Origin of the sequence: Streptomyces cucumeris (assembly GCF_024295805.1) — a bacterium.
Classification (GTDB): domain Bacteria; phylum Actinomycetota; class Actinomycetes; order Streptomycetales; family Streptomycetaceae; genus Streptomyces; species Streptomyces cucumeris.
In genome coordinates this window covers 357,355-375,916 of the sequence record NZ_JANCLX010000005.1, presented here as the reverse complement: position 1 = coordinate 375,916, position 18,562 = coordinate 357,355, and the positions used below count along the sequence as shown (strand labels likewise).

17 protein-coding genes and 1 tRNA gene are annotated in these 18,562 nt (G+C 70.9%); 4 read left to right on the top strand and 14 right to left on the bottom strand.

The genetic code is table 11. The features are described 5' to 3' along the window. Positions 1-71 precede the first annotated feature (71 nt). Positions 72-1,178, top strand: coding sequence for a chitinase (locus tag NMK44_RS10505; protein ID WP_254740741.1), 1,107 nt, complete (start codon positions 72-74; stop codon positions 1,176-1,178). A gap of 78 nt (positions 1,179-1,256) precedes the next feature. Here NMK44_RS10505 and qcrB read toward each other — a convergent pair whose 3' ends face one another. The 5 genes from qcrB to NMK44_RS10480 form a co-directional block, all read right to left on the bottom strand. Next, a complete protein-coding gene (gene qcrB, locus NMK44_RS10500; protein WP_254740739.1) occupies positions 1,257-2,909 on the bottom strand; it encodes a cytochrome bc1 complex cytochrome b subunit in 1,653 nt (550 codons plus the stop codon). A gap of 185 nt (positions 2,910-3,094) precedes the next feature. Next, positions 3,095-4,522 carry a GH1 family beta-glucosidase gene (locus tag NMK44_RS10495; RefSeq protein WP_254740737.1) on the bottom strand — a complete coding sequence of 476 codons (1,428 nt, stop codon included), beginning with the start codon at positions 4,520-4,522 and terminating at the stop codon, positions 3,095-3,097. 52 nt (positions 4,523-4,574) lie between these two features. After that, a complete protein-coding gene (locus NMK44_RS10490; protein WP_254740735.1) occupies positions 4,575-5,495 on the bottom strand; it encodes a carbohydrate ABC transporter permease in 921 nt (306 codons plus the stop codon). Between the two features lie 45 nt (positions 5,496-5,540). Continuing rightward, complete coding sequence (locus tag NMK44_RS10485) at positions 5,541-6,497, bottom strand: carbohydrate ABC transporter permease (RefSeq protein ID WP_254740733.1); 957 nt, start codon at positions 6,495-6,497, stop codon at positions 5,541-5,543. Further along, on the bottom strand, positions 6,494-7,837 hold the full coding sequence (locus NMK44_RS10480; protein WP_254740731.1) for an ABC transporter substrate-binding protein: 1,344 nt from the start codon (positions 7,835-7,837) through the stop codon (positions 6,494-6,496). Before NMK44_RS10480 ends, NMK44_RS10485 begins: the two co-directional genes overlap by 4 nt. A gap of 277 nt (positions 7,838-8,114) precedes the next feature. Between NMK44_RS10480 and NMK44_RS10475 the strand changes: the two genes are divergently transcribed. Continuing rightward, positions 8,115-9,161 (top strand): LacI family DNA-binding transcriptional regulator, encoded by a 1,047-nt coding sequence (locus NMK44_RS10475; RefSeq protein ID WP_254740729.1) that lies wholly within the window; start codon positions 8,115-8,117, stop codon positions 9,159-9,161. Between the two features lie 26 nt (positions 9,162-9,187). On the opposite strand, the gene NMK44_RS42030 is transcribed toward NMK44_RS10475, so the two are convergent. The 3 genes from NMK44_RS42030 to NMK44_RS10460 all read right to left on the bottom strand — a co-directional run bounded on the left by NMK44_RS42030 (position 9,188) and on the right by NMK44_RS10460 (position 11,596). Beyond that, positions 9,188-10,237, bottom strand: coding sequence for a glycosyltransferase family 2 protein (locus NMK44_RS42030; protein WP_308358453.1), 1,050 nt, complete (start codon positions 10,235-10,237; stop codon positions 9,188-9,190). Then, positions 10,234-10,548 carry a hypothetical protein gene (locus NMK44_RS10465; protein ID WP_254740727.1) on the bottom strand — a complete coding sequence of 105 codons (315 nt, stop codon included), beginning with the start codon at positions 10,546-10,548 and terminating at the stop codon, positions 10,234-10,236. The genes NMK44_RS42030 and NMK44_RS10465 overlap by 4 nt, the downstream gene beginning before the upstream one ends. A 160-nt stretch (positions 10,549-10,708) precedes the next feature. Continuing rightward, positions 10,709-11,596 (bottom strand): glycosyltransferase family 2 protein, encoded by an 888-nt coding sequence (locus NMK44_RS10460; RefSeq protein ID WP_308358452.1) that lies wholly within the window; start codon positions 11,594-11,596, stop codon positions 10,709-10,711. Positions 11,597-11,726: 130 nt separating this feature from the next. Here NMK44_RS10460 and NMK44_RS42425 point away from each other — a divergent pair, with 130 nt between their 5' ends. Next, on the top strand, positions 11,727-12,092 hold the full coding sequence (locus NMK44_RS42425; protein WP_308358451.1) for a hypothetical protein: 366 nt from the start codon (positions 11,727-11,729) through the stop codon (positions 12,090-12,092). 24 nt (positions 12,093-12,116) lie between these two features. On the opposite strand, the gene NMK44_RS10450 is transcribed toward NMK44_RS42425, so the two are convergent. Continuing rightward, on the bottom strand, positions 12,117-12,809 hold the full coding sequence (locus NMK44_RS10450) for a M24 family metallopeptidase (protein WP_254740725.1): 693 nt from the start codon (positions 12,807-12,809) through the stop codon (positions 12,117-12,119). A 256-nt stretch (positions 12,810-13,065) separates the two neighbouring features. Between NMK44_RS10450 and NMK44_RS10445 the strand changes: the two genes are divergently transcribed. Beyond that, positions 13,066-13,425 carry an SH3 domain-containing protein gene (locus tag NMK44_RS10445; protein WP_254740723.1) on the top strand — a complete coding sequence of 120 codons (360 nt, stop codon included), beginning with the start codon at positions 13,066-13,068 and terminating at the stop codon, positions 13,423-13,425. Positions 13,426-13,555: 130 nt separating this feature from the next. Here NMK44_RS10445 and NMK44_RS10440 read toward each other — a convergent pair whose 3' ends face one another. From NMK44_RS10440 to NMK44_RS10420, 5 genes are all read right to left on the bottom strand, one after another. After that, complete coding sequence (locus NMK44_RS10440) at positions 13,556-14,989, bottom strand: PQQ-binding-like beta-propeller repeat protein (protein WP_254740705.1); 1,434 nt, start codon at positions 14,987-14,989, stop codon at positions 13,556-13,558. Positions 14,990-15,155: 166 nt separating this feature from the next. Further along, positions 15,156-15,228, bottom strand: a tRNA-His gene (locus NMK44_RS10435). Positions 15,229-15,324: 96 nt separating this feature from the next. Continuing rightward, the gene (gene orn / locus NMK44_RS10430; RefSeq protein WP_254740703.1) at positions 15,325-15,933 is read right to left on the bottom strand and encodes an oligoribonuclease; all 609 of its coding nucleotides are present in this window, start codon (positions 15,931-15,933) and stop codon (positions 15,325-15,327) included. Positions 15,934-15,938: 5 nt separating this feature from the next. Beyond that, the gene (locus NMK44_RS10425; protein WP_254740702.1) at positions 15,939-17,258 is read right to left on the bottom strand and encodes a helix-turn-helix domain-containing protein; all 1,320 of its coding nucleotides are present in this window, start codon (positions 17,256-17,258) and stop codon (positions 15,939-15,941) included. A 482-nt stretch (positions 17,259-17,740) separates the two neighbouring features. Beyond that, positions 17,741-18,223 carry a hypothetical protein gene (locus NMK44_RS10420; protein WP_254740700.1) on the bottom strand — a complete coding sequence of 161 codons (483 nt, stop codon included), beginning with the start codon at positions 18,221-18,223 and terminating at the stop codon, positions 17,741-17,743. Between the last annotated feature and the right edge of the window lie 339 nt (positions 18,224-18,562).

Here is an 18,562-nt window from a genome sequence, read left to right as displayed (position 1 = left end):
TCGCTTTCCGTCCCACTAGCGTGCTGCCCCGCACCAACCCCCCACCCCCGTACGTCGAAGGCAGGCAGCTGATGAGCACTACGCACCGTCGCAGGGTGAGCCGGACCAGCAAGGTGATCGGCGCGGTGGCCGCCGCCGCGGTGGCGGGCTGCGCGGCGTTCGCGCTCAGCGGTGCGGCGAACGCCGGAACGGTCGCCGAGAAGAAGCACTCCGCGACCAAGAGCGCGCACCAAGGCGCCGCGAAGAGCAAGAAGGGCAAGAAGGAGAAGAAGACCCCGCGGGCGGGCGCGGGCTTCGCGCCGTACGTCGACACCTCGCTCTCGCCCGCCTTCGACCTGGTGGGCGCGGCGAAGAAGACCGGCGTCAAGGAGTTCAGCCTCGCCTTCATCACCTCGGGCGGCGGCTGTACGCCCACGTGGGGCGGGGCCACCGACCTCGGCGGCGACGGCGTGGCCCGCCAGATAGGCGCGCTGCGCAAGGCCGGTGGCGACGTCCGGGTCTCCTTCGGCGGTGCCTCCGGCTCCGAACTGGGCGTGGCCTGCACCTCGGCCGAACAGCTCACCGCGGCGTACGCCAAGGCCGTGGACACCTTCAAGCTCACCAAGGTGGACTTCGACATCGAGGGCGCCGCACTGCCGGACACCACCGCCAACACCCGCCGCGCGAAGGCCATCGCCGCCCTCCAGAAGAGCCATCCGGGCCTGGACGTCTCCTTCACCCTGCCGGTGATGCCGACCGGGCTCACCCAGGACGGCGTCAAGCTGGTCGCCGACGCGAAGAAGAACGGGGTGAAGGTGTCCGCCGTCAACATCATGGCGATGGACTACGGCGCCTCCTTCGACGGCGACATGGGCCGGTACGCGATCGAGGCGGCCACCGCGACCCAGGCCCAGCTCAAGGACGCCCTCGGGCTGTGCGACCGGGCCGCCTGGCGGACCGTCGTGGTGACCCCGATGATCGGCGTCAATGACGTGGTCACCGAGGTTTTCACGGTGGACGACGCCCGGCAGCTCGTCGACTTCGCGCGGTCCAAGAAGCTGGGCGGGCTGTCCATGTGGTCCGCGACCCGTGACAAGGCCTGCCCGGGCGGTCCGCAGAACTCCGCGTCGCCCACCTGCAGCTCCGTCGAGCAGAAGGAGTTCGCGTTCTCCAAGGCGCTCGGCGCGTACCGGGGCTGACCGGCTGACCGGCCGACCCACGGCAGCGCGACGGCCCCCGGGAACGCGTCCCGGGGGCCGTCGCCATGCGGTCGTCGCCTACGGATGGTGCTCCCGCTGCCGCTCGAACTCCTCGCGCGTGGGCTTGGCGATCTGGCCGTACTCACCGAAGTAGGCACGGGAGAGCCGCACCCGCAGCCGCTCCTTGAACGACAGCTTCCGCTCGACCCCGGACTCGTCCACCGCGGGTGGCAGTTCCAGCGGCCGGTACTGGTCGAACGAGACCAGGGTGTACCGCTCGGCCGGTGTCAGCGGCTCGTGCAGCTCGGTGAACTCGCCGTGCGGCAGCCGCTGGATGACCCCGGTCTCCCGGCCGTGCAGCACCTTCTCGTGATCGCGCCGCTGGAGTCCCAGACAGATCCGTTTGGTGATGACGAACACCACGACCGGCGCCACGAAGAAGGAGATCCGGCAGGCCCAGGTGATGGTGTTGATCGACAGATGGAAATGGGTGGCGACCAGGTCGTTGCCGCCGCCGATCAGCAGCACGATGTACAGGGCGATCCAGGCGGCGCCGAAGGCGGTGCGGGTCGGGGCGTTGCGCGGGCGTTCATTGAGGTGGTGCTCGCGTCTGTCCCCGGTGACCCACGCCTCCAGGAACGGATAGAGCCAGATCACCAGCAGTACCATCGGGAAGATCATCAGCGGGATGAACACCCCGAGGACGAGGGTGTGGCCCCAGAGATTGATCTCCCAGCCGGGCATCAGCCGGATCAGCCCCTCGGAGAAGCCCATGTACCAGTCGGGCTGGGCGTCGGTGGACACCTGGTCGGGGCGGTACGGGCCGTAGGACCAGATCGGATTGACCGTGGCGATGGCCGACATCACGGCGGTGATGGCGAACACCAGGAAGAAGAACCCGCCGGACTTGGCCACATAGACCGGCCACAGCGGCGGACCCACGATGTTCATGTCCCTGCGGCCGGGACCCGGGTGGTGGGAGTGCTTGTGGTAGACGAGCAGCATCATGTGCAGCGCCAGCAGCCCCAGCATGATGCCCGGGATCAGCAGGACGTGCACGGTGAACAGCCGGGGCACGATGATATGGCCCGGGAATTGTCCGCCGAAGAGGAAGAACGAGATGTAGGTGCCCACGATGGGCACCGAGAGGATCGCGCCCTCCATGAAGCGCAGACCGGTCCCGGAGAGCAGATCGTCGGGCAGTGAATAGCCCATGAAACCGTCGAACATGCCGAGGATCAGCAGTCCGGCGCCGGAGAGCCAGTTGATCTCACGCGGTTTGCGGAACACACCGTTGAAGAACGTGCGCATCATATGGACGAGCATGCTCGCGATGAACAGGATCGCCGCCCAGTGGTGAAGCTGCCGCAGCAGCAGACCGCCGCGGACGTCGAAGCTGATGTCCAGCGTCGATTCATAGGCCGCGGACATCCGGATGCCCTGGAGCGGGGTGTAGCGGCCGTGGTAGACGACCTCGTTCATCGAGGGTTCGAAGAACATGGTCAGATACACACCGGTGAGAATGATGATGATGAAGGTGTAGAGGGCGATCTCACCGATCAGGAAGGACCAGTGGTCCGGGAAGACCTTCCGCAGATTGGCCTTGGCCATCGAGAAGAGGCCCACCCGCCCGTCCGCCCAGTCGGCGAGGGCCTCGCCCCTGCCGACCCGTTTGGTCCGGGCGGAGTCGTCGTCGCGGACCCTCTGCCGGCGCCCCGGGGAATCACTCATGTTTCGGATTTACCAGTCCCTCCAGCGCCCCGCCCGCGTCGGCCGGGCGCGGCTAGCCCCTTTGGCGGAAATGTTGGAGGAAACGTGGGAAGAAACGCGGCATTCGCATGGTCCGGGAAAACCGGGCATGGATCGAACAACCGCTCGGTCGCCGGGGCGCCCCGGCGGGCCGTCCGGAACGGGGGTCATACCTCCGGCAGCTCACCCGTCCCGGCCACCGCCGCGTACCAGCGGGCGCTGGATTTCGGAATGCGGGCCTGGGACGGATAGTCGATGTACACCGCGCCGAAGCGCTTGCTGTAGCCGTACGCCCATTCGAAATTGTCCATCAGGGACCACAGGAAATAGCCGCGCAGATCGGCGCCGTCCGCCAGCGCCCGGTGCGCCGCCGCCAGATGGCTCCGGAGGTAGTCGATCCGCTCCGGGTCGTGCACCCTGCCGTCCGCGTCCGGCTTGTCGTCGTAGGCCGCGCCGTTCTCCGTGATGTACAGCGGCACCCCCGGCGCCTCGTGGGTGTAGCGCATCAGCAGGTCGTACAGCCCGCTGGGATCCACCGACCAGCCCATCTCGGTGCGCCCGCCGGGCGGCTGGTGGAAGGCGATGTGCTCGGAGCCGGGCCAGGGGGAGTGAGTACCGGCCCCGTGGCCGTCATGGCGCGGCGCGGGCTCCTCCGCGGCCGGGGCGGAGACCAAGGACGGGGTGTAGTAGTTGATGCCCAGCGCGTCCAGCGGCTGCCGGATGGCCGCCAGGTCGCCGTCCTGGACGAAGTCCCAGTCGGTGATGGACCGGGTGTCCTCGATCAGATCCTTCGGGTACGCGCCGCGCAGCAGCGGCCCGGTGAAGACCCGGTTGGCCAGTGCGTCGATCCGCCGCCGCGCGTCCTCGTCCGCCGGGCTCGCGGTCAGCGGCCGGACCACCGCCGGATTGAGGCTGATGGCGATGCGGGCGCGGGCGGGCAGCTCGGCCCGCAGCGCCTGGGCGGCCAGACCGTGGGCGAGGTTGAGATGGTGGGCGGCGCGCAGCGGGGCCAGCCGCTCGGTGCGCCCCGGCGCGTGCACCCCCGAGCCATAGCCCAGGAAGGCGCTGCACCAGGGCTCGTTGAGGGTGGTCCAGAGGTCCACCCGGTCACCGAGCGCCCCGGCCACGATCCCGGCGTACTCGGCGAACCGCTCGGCCGTCTCCCGCTCCGGCCAGCCGCCGCCCGCAGCGGAGCCGCCGCGGAACCGGGACTCAAGATCCTGTGGCAGATCCCAGTGGTAGAGCGTCAGGACCGGCTGGATGCCCGCCGTCAGCAGCTCGTCCACCAGTGAGCGGTAGAAGTCCAGCCCGCGCTGGACGGCCGGACCGCGCCCGGTGGGCTGGACCCGGGACCAGGACACCGAGAAGCGGTACGCGCCCAGCCGCAGCTCGCTCATCAGCCGGACGTCCTCGCGGTAGCGGTGGTAGTGGTCGGCGGCGATGTCGCCGGTGTCACCGCCGAGCACCTTCCCGGGGGTGCGGCTGAAGGTGTCCCAGATGGACGGGGTGCGGCCGTCCTGCTGTGCGGCGCCCTCGACCTGGTAGGCGGCCGTGGCCGCGCCCCACAGGAATCCGGGCGGAAAGGCGAGTGTCATGGAAGCGCTCCCATGCGTACGAGGGGGGACAGGGAGGGAGGGGCGGTGGTGCTCAGCCCTTGACGGCGCCCTGCATGATGCCGCCCACGATCTGCTTGCCGAAGAGGACGAAGGCGATCAGCAGCGGGAGGGTGCCCAGCAGCGCACCCGCCATGATCACCGACTGGTCCGGGATATATCCGCGGCCCAGACCGGTCAGGGCCACCTGCACGGTCGGGCTGCCGTTCTGGGTGAGGGCGATGACCGGCCAGAAGAAGTCGTTCCACGCCTGGACGAAGGTGAGCATGCCCAGGACGGCCATGGCCGGACGGGCCGCCGGGAACACCACATGCCAGATGATCCGCAGACTGCCCGCCCCGTCCATCCGGGCGGCCTCGACCAGTTCGGACGGCAGCGCCTGGAGCAGGTACTGCCGCATGAAGAACACCCCGAAGGCGCTGACCAGGGTGGGCAGGATGACCGCCTGGAGCTGGTCGGTCCAGCGCAGCTCGGCGATGGTCATGTACAGCGGCACCACGCTGAGCTGCGGCGGCACCATCATGGTCCCGATGGTGAGCAGCAGCAGCGCGTTCTTGAACCGGAACCGCAGCTTGGCGAAGGCGAACCCGGCGACGGTCGAGAACAGCACGGTCCCGGCCGCGATCGTCCCCGCCACCACCGCCGTGTTGAGCAGCGCCGCGCCCATGTTGGCGTCGTGCCAGGCGATGTCGAGGTTCCTCGCGAGGTTGCCGCCGAACCAGAACGGCGGTGGGGTCCCGGCCAGCCGGGTGTTGGTGCGGGACGCGGCGATCGCCGTCCACACCAGCGGGAACAGCGAGCCCGCGGTGAAGAGGATCAGCACGGCGTAGGTCACCGGTCCGCCGTGGAGCTGACGCCCGGCCCGGCTGCGGCCACGCCCGGCCGGGGTCGCGGGACGCGGTGCGGACTCCGCCGTGGGGTCAGCCGCCGGACGGGACGGCACGGTGGCGGTCATGGCCCTCCCTCACCTCCTTCGTCGTCTGCTTCGTCGTCACGGGCCTCACCGGCTCTTCCGCAGCCGGCGCCCGATCAGCCAGTTCACGGCGCCGATCAGCAGCAGGATGAGGAACATCGTCCAGGCGATGGCGGAGGCCCGGCCGAGGTGGAGATTGACCCAGCCCTGCTCGTACAGATACAGACCGAGCGTCTGGTACTGGTGGTCGGCGCCCCCGGTGGCGCCCGCCGATCCGTTGAACAGCAGCGGCTCACCGAAGAGCTGGGTGGCCCCGATCGTGGAGACGACCACGGTGAACAGGATCGTCGGCCGCAGCGAGGGGATCGTGACATGGCGGAACTGCTGCCGGCGCGAGGCCCCGTCCAGCGCCGCCGACTCGTACAGATCGCCCGGCACGGCCTGCATCGCCGCCAGGTAGATCAGCGCGTTGTAGCCCGTCCAGCGCCAGATCACGATCGTGGAGACCGCCAACTGCGAGGTCCAGGTGCCGTTCTGCCAGTCGATACCGTCGAATCCGAGGAGCCCCAAGGCCCAGTTGACCATCCCGTAGTCCCGGCCGAAGAGCAGGACGAAGACCAGGGTCGCCGCCGCGACCGAGGTGGCGTACGGGGTGAGGATCGCGACCCGGAAGAACATCGAGCCGCGCAGCCGGTAGTTGAGCAGATGGGCGAGGCCGAGGGCCATCAGCAACTGCGGCACCGTGGAGATCACCCCGATGGTGAAGGTGTTCCGCAGCGCGTTCCAGAAGAACTCGTCGTCCCACAGCCGGGAGTAGTTGTGCAGCCCCGCCCACTCCATATGGGTGGGGTCGGTCAGCTCCACCCGGTGCAGTGAGGCCCAGCCCGTGTAGAGGAGCGGGAACAGCCCGAAGGCGGCGAAGAAGAGGAAGAAGGGGGCGATGAAGGCGTACGGGCTCCAGCGGGTGGCCCGGCGGTGGCGGCGCGCACGGCGGGCGCGGCGGCGCTCCTCGGCGGGAGCGCGTGCCGCGGTGAGCGCCGTCACCGGTCCAGGGCGTTGTCGATGGACCGGACCGCGGCCTTCCAACCCTCGTCCGGGGACTTGCCCTGCTGGTCGACCTGGAGCAGTCCGACATCGGTGATGTTCTGGTGGATGAGCGAGTCCTTGGGCCCCAGCACCTGTGTGGGGACGCCCTCGGCCGCCTTGCTGAAGAGGGCGCCGATCGGGGCGTCACCGAAGTACGGATGCCGGGCGTCCGCCACCTGCGGCAGCTCGTAGGCGGCCCGGGAGCTGGGGAAGCTGCCCTGCTTCTCGAAGAGGGTGGCCTGCTGTTCCGGCGCGGTCAGCCAGGCGGCCAGCTTCACCGCCTCGTCGGTGTGCCGCCCCGCCCTGGGCACGGTGAGGAAGGAGCCGCCCCAGTTGCCGGGCCGGGGCGCGGCGGCCACGTCCCACTGGTCCTCGGCCTCGGCCCCGGCCTTCTCCTTGATGTAGCCCAGCATCCACGGCGGGCAGGAGACGGTGGCGAACCGGCCGTTGGCGTACGCCTGGTCCCAGGTCTTCTGGAACTGCTGGAGCCGGGCGGTCAGCTTGCCCTTCGCGGCGGCGGTGGCGATCCGCCAGGCTTCCCTGACCGCGGGGCTGTCCTGGTAGACGGGCGTGCCGTCGGTGTCGTAGTAGCGCTGAGCGCTGCTGGAGACCGCCGCGTTGTAGACCCCGGCCGCCGAGTCGACGAAGGCGGTGCCGCCGGGGGCCCGCTTCATGTACCGCTTCCCGGTGTCCAGGTACTTCTGCCAGTCGCCCGCCCACAGCCGGGCGACCTCCTTCCGGTCGGTGGGCAGTCCGGCCCGGCGGAAGAGGTCCTTGCGGTAGCAGATCGCCATGGGGCCGATATCGGTTCCGAGACCGATCGTCCGGCCGTCCTTGGTGGTGGATTGCGCCCATTTCCAGGGGATGAAGCTGTTCTTCTCCACCCCCTTTGCCTTCGAAAGATCAATGAACTTGTCCGCCTGGGTGGTGGTGACCTCATTGATGTTGGCCACCTCGACCGCCTGGATGTCGGCGAGCCCGCTGCCCGACCCGAGGTGGGTGAGCAACTGGGGGTAGTAGTTCTCGTTGCGCTCGATCGAGGTCTCCTCGATCCGGACGTCCGGATGGAGCCTCATGTACCGGTCGTAGAGACCGGCCTGCTTGTAGCCGAAGACTCCGAAGACCCCGATGGTCACGGTGGTTCTGCCGCTTCCGCCACCGGCCCCGGAGGAGGTCCCCGCGCGGTCGTCGCCGTCGTCGGCACAGCCGGTCAGCAGTCCCGCGCCGAGGGCGGCGGCGGCCATGAGGGCCACCGTCCGGCGCCGGGATCCGGCCGCTCTTCCTGAACTCGTGCGCATTGCGTCCTCCTCGCACCCTGACGTACCGCTCCCGGCCAAGGGGTGGGCATACGTGGGACTTCGGGCTGCATCGGCTCGGGCGGGGAACGTGCGGCTTGTGTATGGCGAAGACAGTGTGGGAGCGCTCCCAGATTGATCTGTTGAAGGTTCGCGGCTCCCTGATGGGGTGTCAAGGGAGCGTGCGCAACAACGTCGCCGAACCGCACTGCTGTTGAATGTCCCTTCGCAGCCGCCCAGGGAGGGAGAGCTGCCGGGTACGTACGGCTGGAGGCGCGACATGGCAGGAACGCGGCGGCGCGGCGCGGGGCGCGGTCGGCCCACGCTGGAGGAGGTCGCGGCCCGCGCCGGAGTCGGCCGGGGCACCGTCTCGCGGGTGATCAACGGCTCGCCGCGGGTCAGCGACCGCACCCGCGTCGCCGTACAGCGGGCCGTCGCCGAACTCGGCTACGTCCCCAACCGGGTGGCCCGTGCGCTGGCCGCCGACCGGGCCGACGCGGTGGCCCTGGTGATCCCCGAGCCCGAGACCCGGCTGTTCGCCGAGCCCTACTTCTCCGACATCATCCGCGGGGTCGGCGCCGGACTCGCCGACACCGACCTCCAGTTGCTGCTGACCCTCATCCGCACCCCCAAGGAGCGCCAGCGCTTCGCGGACTACCTCGCCGCCCACCGGGTGGACGGGGTGCTGCTGGTCTCGGTGCACGCGGACGATCCGCTCCCGGACCTGCTGGAACGGATAGAGATCCCCGCGGTGCTCAGCGGACGCCGCTCGGCACATGAGTCGGTCGCGTACGTCGACTCGGACAACACCGGCGGTGCGCGGGCCGCGGTGGCCCACCTCGTCGAGCGCGGCCGTACTACGGTCGCCACCATCACCGGACCGCTGGACATGTATGTCGCCCAGTGCCGTGTGGACGGCTATCGCGACGCGCTGCGGGCGGCGGGCCGGGAAGTGGATCCGGCGCTCGCGGTGGCCGCGGACTTCACCGAGGAGGGCGGCCGCCGCGCGATGCGCGAACTGCTGGCGCGCCGACCGGATCTGGACGCGGTCTTCGCGGCCTCGGACGTGATGGCCGCGGGCGCCCGGCAGGTGCTGCGCGAGCAGGGCCGCCGGGTGCCGGAGGACGTCGCGCTGGTCGGCTTCGAGGACTCCGCGGTCGCCCGCCATATGGATCCGCCGCTCACCAGCGTCCGGCAGGCCACCGAGGAGATGGGGCGGGCGATGGCGCGGGTGCTGCTGGAGGAGATCGAGGGCGGGGCGGGGCGTACGGCGGTGCCGCCCCGGCTGGTCCTGCCGACGGAGCTGGTGGCGCGCGCCTCGTCCTGAGATTCGCCCCGGCCCGGTACGCCGGTTCAGCTGACCGGCCCCGGACCCGCCACCGCGTCCACTGCCACCGTGGCGTCCGCCGGTCGCCCGTCCCGCTGGGCCAACGCCGCCTCCAGCCGCTGGATGTGGCGGTGCTGGAGCCGGGCGGTGCGCTGGAGCGAGAGGACCGCCCGCAGGAACTGGTCCATATCGGCGGCCCGGGTGAGGATGTCGTCCGGTACCCGTGCGTCGTCGTGGCAGTCCGGCGCCTCCCGGCCGAGCACCGCCTGCGCCCACGCCCGGGTCACCGGCTTGAACATCCGCGGGTGGTTGGCCACGATCCGGGCCCGCACCGCGAGGTCGTTCTCCGCGGCCTCCACATGGAGTCCGTCGTCCTTGTTGCGCGCCCCGAAGAGCGGTTCGTGGAGGTGGTGGGCGGTGAAACCGCGTTCGGCGCAGGCGATCCAGAAGTCCCAGTCCTCCCCGGCGCGCATCTCCTCGTCGTAGCCGCCCACCGCCTCCCACACCTCACGGCGGTAGAGCGAGCAGTAGAACATGATCAGACGGCGCAGCAGCAGCCGCGGGTCGTACGCGGGGAGGGCCAGCACCTGCGGGGGGAGGTCCTTGTCGTCGGTGAAGGCGGAGACATCGGTGGAGGCGATGGCGATGTCCGGGTCGCCCTCCAGCACCGCGACGGTCTTCTCCAGCATGGTCGGGGCGATCACATCATCGGCGTCCAGCGGCAGCACATAACGGCCGGTGGAGGCGGCGATCCCGGCGTTACGGGCCGCGGACACCCCCGCGTTGGCCTGGCGCAGCAGCCGGATCCGGCGGCCCGGGTGGCGGGCGATCAGGGACTCGGCCACCGCCGCGGTGTCATCGGGGCTGCCGTCGTCCACGACGAGCAGCTCCCAGTCGTCGTAGGTCTGGGCCAGGACGCTCGCCACCGCCTGCGGCAGATATCGGCCGTAGCCGTAGCAGGGGATCACCACGGAGACGGCGGGGCGCGGGGCGCGGTCGGCATACGAGCCGGACGCGGCCCCCGGGAGGCGAGTCTCCAGGGGGCCGCGCTCAGCCGTCGCGGACGCCGTCCTCACCGGGCTCCGGTCGCGGTCGTGGACGGCGCGGAGATGTTGATGCACCCGGGGTCGAACCTGATGGGCGCCACCACGACGTTGCCCGCGTTGGAGACGGCGGAGTCGCAGTGGTTCCGCTGGGTCACGGCCTTGTCGTCGCCGAAGACATGGGCGAAGTCCAGGCAGTCGACGGTGGTTCCGGCGGCGGCGGACCCGGTCGTGCCGACGCAGGCGACGCCGGAGTCGAGCGGGTCGGCCAGGGCCTGGCCGCCGATGAAGACCACCGCGCCCGCCGTCGCCGTCACCAGGGCGGCCGTTTTGCCGATGTTCATGAAAGCCTCCTCGTGGACGCTCCGCGGGGGTACCCGCGGGCCTGTGTCCAACGACGGTCCGCGGGGCGGGCATCGAAGCCGCGGGGGGCTTCACCTGTCCGGCGCAGCGAGCGGTGAAGGTGTCGCCGTGCGGGGCGGCGCGGCCCGCACCGCGGTGTCGTCAGGGCGCGGACCGCGGCTGCGGCAGGTCCGCCGTGGCCAGGGGCAGCCGGGCCGCCATCGCCCGTGTCCGCTCGTCGTACGCGTCGTCCGTCCACCGTCGGGTCGCCACCTCGAAGAGGCGGGCGAGATGCGCCGCGTCGCAGGTGTTGGCGCCGTGGCAGACGTAGGTGTACAGCTCCGGCGCGTCCACGGCGACCACGAGGCCCGCGTGCACCACCTCCAGCGTGACCGCCGAGTCCTCACCGCGCCGCAGCGCGGGATAGCGCGGCATCATCGCCGTGGCGCAGAGCATGGAGTTCTCCCACACCCGCGCCCCGGAGAGGGCCAGGGCGCGCCGGGCGGGCCACCACAGCCGCTCGCGGGCGAGGAAGCAGGCGTCCGCCCCCGTGCCGGCGACCGCGGCGAGCTGCACCTCCAGCCGCTCCGGGTCGTACACATCGTCGTCGTCCCACTGGCACACATACGGTCCGGCGGCCAGGTCCACCGCGAGGTTGCGCAGCTCGCCCAGGGTCAGCCCGGGGCGCGGGGTGCGGTGGTGCCGGATCCGCGGGTCGGCGAGGGCCCGGAGGTGACGGGCCAGGGTGTCGTCCGTGCCGTCGTCCACGACGACGAGTTCGGCGGGGGCATGGGTCTGGGCGAGGAAGCACCGGACCGCGCGGGCCGCGAACCCCGGCCGGTCCCTGGTCACCATCAGGCAGGACACCAGCGGTGCCGGGCCGCCGGACGCCCACCGGGCGCGCCCGGCGTCGAGGTCGAGCTCACCGCGCGCGTCCGGCCGCCCCCGCAGGCTGGTCCAGTACCGGACGGTCCGCCACTGGCGGGGCGGTGTGTCCTGGTCCGTACGGGTCCGTCGATCAAGGGGAGGTGATCCGCTCTGCTGGGGCATCCGCACAGTATGTCCAGGTGTGGCGGAGCCGCCGCCGAACGTGTCACCCGCTCGGCCCCACGGGGTGCGCGGATCGCCCGTCTGGGGCGCCCGGGGTGCGGGGGCGGGCCGTCAGCCGCACGTTGGACCCATGACCGAGAGTGAGATCCCACGTATCACCCGACCGTCGATCGTGGTGCTCGGCGTCCAGCCGGGGGAGCCCCCCTACCGGCTGGTGGAGGTGGCCGGTGAGCTGGCGGGCAAGGCGCACTCGGTCCTGGACGTGATCGAGATCGCCCGGTCGGTCGGGCTCGACGACGTCGACCTCGACGACCCCGACATCGTCCGCTGGGTGGGCGGCGACAAGTTCACCTGGACCTCGTGGTGGCCCTACCACCCGCCGCCGCACGAGGAGGGCGAACGGCACGGGAAGCGGCAGCGGCGGCGCGGGCGGAGGGAGCCGTCCGAGGGGTCCGAGGGGTCCGAGGGGGGCGGACCGGACGAGACGCACGACTGAGGCTCGCGGCGGCGACGCCGCCGGTTACGCCAGGTCCAGGAGCTGCTCGTAGAAGCCGCCGAAGCCCTTCTCCCGATTGACGAAATGGAGCTCCAGGATCCAGTGGCAGGTGCGGCCGGACCGATCGGTGCGGCGCAGCGGGGTGCTGTTCTCGGGGGTGATGTAGGACTCGGCCTTCGCCCCGTCGTTGGTCTCGTGCGGGAACTCGCCGACCAGGTGGCCGGCGTGCCAGATGCCGATGTCCCACCCCGCGTCGGCGGCCAGGCGTTCGACTTCCGCGTAGAGCTGCCTACCGGTGATGTCCTCGTCCGCCTGGAAGGCGGCGCGGCCGGCGGCGAAGATGCGCGGAAGATCCTCCAGGAGACGGTGTTTGTCGGGGTCGTCGCCGAAGACGTAGGTGCGGCCGAAGTCGGCCTCGTACTCCTCGAAGATCGGGCCGAAGTCGGCGAAGGCCACGTCGTCCTCGCCGATCGTCCGGTCCGGCGGGTTGTCCCGGTAGGGCAGAAGAGTGTTGGGGCCGGAGCGGATGATCCGCTTGTGCCAGTGCTTGGTGGTGCCGAACATGTCGTTGGCCAGGTCGCGGATGAGATCGCTCACCTCCCGTTCACCCCGGCCGGGAGCCACCAGCCCCCGCGCCTCGATCTCGGCGAACAGCGCGATCGCCTTCTCCTGCGCGGCGATCAGCCCTGCGGCGCGCCCGCTTTCCCCATCTGCCATGCCCATCCCCGTTCTTCATGACATGTGCACCGAATACACCGTCAGCCTCGCACAGGACACCCCTGAGGCGCGGGCCGGGGGCCTGGTGAGCGGCCCACGAGCCCATGGGGCAGCCGCGCCCGACGGTCACCCCCGAATGGGAAAGTCCCTGGTCACCACATCGCGGCCACGGCTGGCAGTGTGTCAGTTGATCTTGTTAACGTTCTCCGCGCCGGTCGCCACGAGGCGTCCGGCGCGAACAAGGAGTGGAGAGCACGTGAGCAAGACCAGGTTGCGCAGGGTGGGCACGGTGGCGGCTTTGGGGGCCGCCCTGTTCGCGGGAGCCCTCACTGTGGCGCCGACGGCGAGCGCGGTGGGCAGCAGTGCCTGCGCCAAGAACGTCACGAACCACTGGCGGCACATCGATGTCCTCGCCTCCCAGGGCGCCTACGACTCGTACATGCACAGCGGTCCCGGCGAGACCTACAAGGTCGTCAAGGGTCTGGGCTACGGGGACGACTTCAAGGCGTACTGCGGTGGATACAGCTCCCACGGCAACTGGTGGTACTACTCCAAGCTGCCCAATGGCAAGAAGGGCTGGATCTTCGGGAGGGACAGCTCCAAGGGCCGCTTCTGAGGTCTGAGGTTCTGGGACCTCCGGGGCGGTGCCGGGCTCTTCCGCGCCGCCCCGAGCGCCAGGCACCGCCTCGGTGTGCCGTGCGGGGCCGCGCGGCGGATGAGGTCCGCCGCGCGGCCGCCGACTCCGGTCAGGCCCGGGCGGACGGGAAGACGTAGAACCCGTCCTCGGTGCTGACCCAGCCGAGGTCGGTCCCGTTGAAGTGCGGGACGAGCCCCTGGTCGAGCTCCTTCGCCAGGACCTTCTTGGTACGGGCCGTCACGGCGATCCCGGTGGTGTGCGAGCTCCCGTCCTCCAGCGTGGCCTGGGTCCCGTAGAGCACCCCGGTCGGGGAGAACTCCGTGGCCGTCATGGAGGTCTCGCCCGCCTCCTGTGCCCAGTACTCCTTACCGGTCTTCAGGTTCCACACCGCGGTCCCGTTCTCGGTCGCGACGGCGGCCAGCCGCTGCCGGGTGTCGAGGACGGGGGGTGCCGCGTCCTCGGTCAGCGAGGTCTTGGGCAGCCGGATGCCGGGGCCGGTGGCCAGCGGCTCGCGGGAAGAGATCTTGTACGAGGCGAAGATCCGCTCACCCGGGCTCAGGGCACCCTTGCCCCACCGGGTGTACACGGTGTCGCCGTCGACCTTCAGCACCCGCAGGTCGGAGGAGGTCCGCTCACCGTCCTGGAAGTGCACTCCGCGGGGCGGCTCGATGTCCTCGGTGCTCCACACCTTCTTGCCGGAGGCCAGCTCGTACATCGCGAGCTGGGACTTGTCGCCGTCACCCTTGCCGGAGAGGACGCCGAAGCAGTACTTCCCGGCGAACAGCGGGGCGCCGACCTCGAGGTCCGCGATCTCCTTGCCGTCGTAGACGCCGGAGATCGTCCGCTTCTTCTCGCTCTTTCCGCCGGTGCCGATCGGGGTGGCGGTCACCGTGCCCCCGCCGGTGGGCGAGGGGTCGTACGCACCGCGCTTACGGCTCTCCACGAGATGGCCGTCCACGATGTACAGACCGGTGCCGTCGCCCGCGTGCCGGACCGTGCCCAGAACCTTCCCGGACGGGTCGTACACGGTGATCGAGACGGAGTCCTTCTCCTTGCTGAGCCCGTCGGACGGGGTGGTGGTCACCGTACGGACCTGGACGGCCGGGGTCCCACCGTGCCAGGTCGCCCCCGCCACCGCGGAGGCGGAGACCTTCACGGACGTGCGCTCCGCGCCCGTCGCGCGGTCCCGGAACTCCAGGACCTCCGGCCCCGGCTCCTTCTCGCTCTCCTCCATGCCGGCCTGGCCCGCTGTGGAGTCGATGAGGTCGTAGGACGCGGGCTTGTCCGCGAGGTTCTTGCGGAAGACGAGCGTCTCACCCAGGTCATAGGGCTGGGCCACACTGTTGCCCGACGCGGGCAGACTCCACGCCTGCTTCTTCGCCAGCCCGGGAATCGCGGGCCCCCGGTACACGGGCCCGGCCGCGGCGGCTTTGCCCCCGCCGTCCCGGTGGGCTCCGCCCGCCGAGGGGCCGTCGCCGTCATCTCCCCCCGAACCGCACCCCACGGCCATCCCCAAGGACAACACCACGCCAACGGCCGCCATCGTGCGCCTGAGCTCCACGTCCCCCAACTTTCCGCGTTCTCCCGGTACCGCCGCGCCGCCGGTCATCGACATGGACACGGCACGCTTGTCGATCAGCAAGGTATCCGGTGCCGGGAATGACGAAGGCCCCCGTCCGCTTCCGCGGCCGGGGGCCTTCCTCGTTCAGGGTGAGTAACGGGACTTGAACCCGCGACATCCTGGACCACAACCAGGTGCTCTACCAGCTGAGCTATACCCACCATGACCGGTGCTTTCCGCACCGGCCGAGAAAAAGTGTACAGGGTCGGCGGGGGTGCTCGCACCCGGCTTCCGGGGCGCCGGGTGCGAGCGGTGGATCATGCGTGCCGGGCGGGCAGAACGTGCTTGGCCGCGATCGACTTCGCCGTGTCCGAGTCCGGCCCGGGCTGCGGTACGAAGACCGCCTCCCGGTAGTAGCGCAGCTCGGCGATCGACTCATGGATATCGGCGAGCGCGCGGTGGTTGCCGTTCTTCTTGGGGCTGTTGAAGTAGGCCCGCGGGTACCAGCGGCGGGCCAGCTCCTTGATCGAGGAGACATCGACGATCCGGTAGTGCAGATAGCCCTCGAGGACGGGCATGTCGCGGAGCAGGAAGCCGCGGTCGGTACCGACCGAGTTCCCGCACAGCGGAGCCTTGCCCGCGTCGGGGACATGCTCACGGATGTACGCCAGGACCTTCTCCTGGGCGTCCTCCAGCGTGGTGCCGCCGTCGAGTTCGGCGAGCAGGCCGGAGGCCGTGTGCATCTCCCGCACCACCTCGGGCATGGTGGCCAGCGACTCGGCGGGCGGCCGGACAACGATGTCCACTCCGTCGCCCAGGATGTTCAGCTCGGAGTCCGTGACCAGCGCGGCCACCTCGATGAGCGCGTCGTCCGACAGCGAGAGCCCGGTCATCTCGCAGTCGATCCACACCATGCGATCGTTCATACGTCTCACCCTACGGGGCGTTCCCGCTGGCCGGGCAGGGTCGGGCGGCCCGGAGCCCGTCCCGCCGCCTGCTCGGGCAGACGTGGGGCGTAGGCGTCCGATTCCGGTTTGCCCGGGTCCGCGCCCCCGTGCGGATGCGCGGCGTGATGGTGGTGCGCCGCGGAGTGACCGAGCGGCGCTCCGGGGCGCCGCAGCGGCAGGGCGTGCTCGCCCGGACGCTGCTCGATCACCTCGGCCCGCTCCGGCCGGTCCATCCGCTCGCCCCGCTCCAGCCGCTCCAGCCGGTCCGGCCGGTCCGCGGAGCCGCCCTGCGGCCTGCGGGCCCGGTAGGCCGCCCGGTACGCGGCCGGGGAGGACCCCAGCTGCCGCCGGAAGTGCCCGCGCAGGGCCACCGGCGAACGGAAGCCGCAGCGCCCGGCGACCTCGTCGACCGAGTAGTCGGAGGTCTCCAGGAGCCGCTGCGCCTGGAGCACCCGCTGGGTGATCAGCCACTGGAGTGGAGCGCTCCCAGTGAGGGACCGGAAACGCCGGTCGAAGGTGCGACGGCTCATATAGGCACGGGCGGCCAGGGCTTCGACGTCGAACTGCTCATGCAAATGCTCAAGCGCCCACGCCACCACCTCGGCGAGCGGATCCGCGCCGATCTCCTCTGGTAAGGACCTGTCCAGGTAGCGCTCCTGGCCTCCACCGCGGCGCGGCGGTACGACGAGGCGGCGGGCCAGGGCCCCCGCGGCGTCGGCGCCGTGGTCGGTGCGCACGATGTGCAGGCACAGGTCGATCCCCGCGGCGGTGCCCGCCGAGGTCAGTACATCGCCGTCGTCCACGAACAGTTCGCGTGGATCCACGTGGACGGACGGATAGCGTTTGGCCAGCGTCGGCGCGTACATCCAGTGCGTGGTCGCCGGGCGTCCGTCGAGCAGCCCGGCGGCCGCCAGGACGAAGGCCCCGGTGCACAGGCCCACGATCCGCGCACCCTCCTCGTGCGCGCGCCGCAGGGCGTCGAGCGCCGCGGCCGGTGGCGGCTGGGTGATCGACCGCCAGGCCGGTACGACGACGGTTCCGGCCCGGGACAGCGCCTCCAGGCCGTACGGTGCGGTCAGTTCCAGTCCGCCAGTCGTTCGCAGTGGCACATCTTCGCCCGCGCACACCAGCAGTCGGTAGCGCGGGACTCCGGCGTCCTGCCGGTCGATACCGAAGACGGAGAGCGGGATGGAGCTTTCGAAAATGGGGCCGCCGCTGAACAGCAGCACCGCGACGATTTCTCGTCGCCGGCGTCCGGAGAGCTTGCGCGAGGTCTCCGGTACGGTCGTGGAGTCCTGGCTCATGGCTCTAAGCCCCCCTCGGTGGTCGCGTCCTCTCGGTCCTGCACGTTTCCCCTCGGTCCTGAACGGTTCCCCCGCCGGTCATGGCCAAGATCGAATCTACTGTGTCGCGTGTGGTCGCCGTGACCAGTTCACCACCCGCCACTATGTCGACATGACAACTTGGCGCGAAGCATTCGATCACGAAGCGTTGCACTCGTAGCCCTCGCTGTGAAGTGCGCCTAGTGCGGACATCCACTTCGCGTAGGGGGTCAGAACACCGCACGCCCCTTTCTACGCTGGCCTGAACGCGGTTGAGCACGCTGTTTGCCAAGGGAAGAACTGTGACGTGAAGTTGGCCGAAAACAGCCGGGTGCAGATGTAGAAAAGCGTCATGCGACAGGCGTACGTCCCTCTCGTACTCCATCACCGCAGGGTGTACGCGGCACTACACAGCGCTCTTCCGGGAGCGCTCCCATCGCGGTCCGTGCGTGCCCGGATACGCCTCAGCCGTGCCGTCCGCCGCGGTGCGCGCCGATCCCGGTACGTCCGTGCCGTCCCCGGTGGGGGAGGCCCGCGTCCGGGTCCGGCCGGGCCGCCACCCGCTCGGAGTGGCGCAGCAGGGCGCGGCTGGCGGCGGTCACCGCGGCCAGGCCCGCGGCGGCGGCCAGTGCCACCCCGCACGGCAGCCCGCACAGCAGGAGGACGAACGGAACGACCGCGCAGCCGAAGGCCGCCCAGCGGATCAGCTCGTTCACCGTCCCGTCCGCCGGGGCCGCCTCGGGGAGGGCCGGCGGGAGCGCCGTCCGGGCGGCCGGGGCGGGGAGCGCGGCGGGGGTCCGCGCGGCGGCCCCGGCGCGGCCGCGGGGGCGGCTGCGGGCCCGGCCGCGGGAGGCCGCACGGGAAGCTGCGCGGGAGGTGGTCGCCGGGGTGCCGCGGCGGGCCGCGCCCCGGGTGCGGCGGACGGCGCGGGCTCGGGGGACGGGCACGGACGCAGGGCTCCTCTCGCGCCGCTGACGGGCACCGGCGGGGCCGGTCCCGGACGTCCGGCCGGGCCGCCGGGGCCCGGTGGCGTCCCGGTCGCGGCTACTACAACGCCGGGCCCGCCCCGAGGTCACTGCGTGGCCGCCGCACGGCGTACGCACAGGGACCGTAGGGCCCCATGGGGGACCACTTGGGGCATTGCGTATCGGGCCGCCCTCCGGCATGCTCCGGGGAACGCTTCGGGCGCTCCGCTGCCGAAGCGGCCTCTGGGCAGGCGAGGAATGGCGCCGTACCCTTAGGGGTAAGGGCTTGGAAAGATGAATCCCGGACGGATTTGGTTCGTT